The organism is Bradyrhizobium sp. 197, from assembly GCF_023073375.1.
Lineage (GTDB): Bacteria > Pseudomonadota > Alphaproteobacteria > Rhizobiales > Xanthobacteraceae > Bradyrhizobium.
Genome location: NZ_JADPJJ010000072.1, coordinates 1 through 1,096, shown reverse-complemented (window position 1 = coordinate 1,096; position 1,096 = coordinate 1). Strand labels below are relative to the sequence as shown.

The following is a 1,096-nucleotide window of genomic DNA, read 5'->3' as shown; positions in this document are numbered from 1 at the left end:
TATCAGCTGGAAGGGCCTGGAGGGCTTACGGATCGCTCGCACGCGGCGCGGGTGCATGGGCGAGCGACGCCGCAGCACCTCGTGGATGCGATTGTGGGGCTGCGGCTTGAGCGGCCGAGCTGGGGACCGCGCAAGATCGTAAGCAAGCTTGAGGCTCGCCAAGGGGATATCGATTGGCCGTCGGCCTCGACGGCAGGCGAGATTCTCAAACGAGCGGGACTGGTTAGCAGCCGTCGGCCTCGGCGACGTGCGCCGCCGCGTATGGGGCAACTGACGGTGCCTCAGCACGCCAACCATGTATGGGCCCTCGACCACAAGGGCTGGATACGACTGGGCGACGGCTCTCGCGTTGAACCGTTCACGGTGACCGATGGCTTCAGCCGCTATTTGATTAGCCTGGCGGCGACGGGCAGCACGCAATATGCCGAGTGCCAACCGCCGCTGGAGCGGGCGTTTCGCGAGTACGGCTTGCCGCAGATAATCCGCTCCGACAACGGCTCGCCGTTCGCCTCGACCGGGATCACGGGTCTGACGGCGCTGTCGGTATGGTGGATCAAGCTTGGCATCCGCCATGAACGGATTGATCCTGGCCATCCGCAGCAGAACGGCCGACACGAGCGTTTTCACCTTACGCTTCTGGAAGCCATGCGGCCACCGCCGCCAACCCAGGCCGCGCAAGCTCGTCGCTTCGCGGCATTTGTGCGCGACTACAACGAAGAACGGCCGCACGAATCGCTTGGCCAGCACCCACCTGCCAGCGTCTATCGGACTTCGCCTCGTGCGATGCCAAGGCGGCTTCCCGAGCCGGATTATCCAGCCGAAGCCGCGGTACGCCAGGTCCGCTCCAACGGCGAGATCAAATGGCACGGCGAACTCATCCACATCTGCAGTGCCCTCGACGGTGAAAAAGTCGCCGTCGAGGAAACCGAGGACGGATGCTGGCAAGTGCGCTTCTTCGACGTGCCCATCGGCATCATCGACCAGAAAACACGAAAGCTGCGGCGCTGCGCTAGCGCAGCGCCGCAGCCGACCAAATCATGAACCAGTGTCACCCATCCATCCGGGCTGTTCTGTTACCCATCCATCCGCTGGACAA

The 1,096-nt window shown here is 63.8% G+C and carries 1 protein-coding gene; it reads left to right on the top strand.

Annotated features, from left to right (window positions below):
• Positions 1–1,041: integrase core domain-containing protein (locus IVB27_RS16835; RefSeq protein ID WP_247444534.1), on the top strand; the 1,041-nt coding region annotated here is incomplete at its 5' end.
• Positions 1,042–1,096 lie beyond the last annotated feature (55 nt).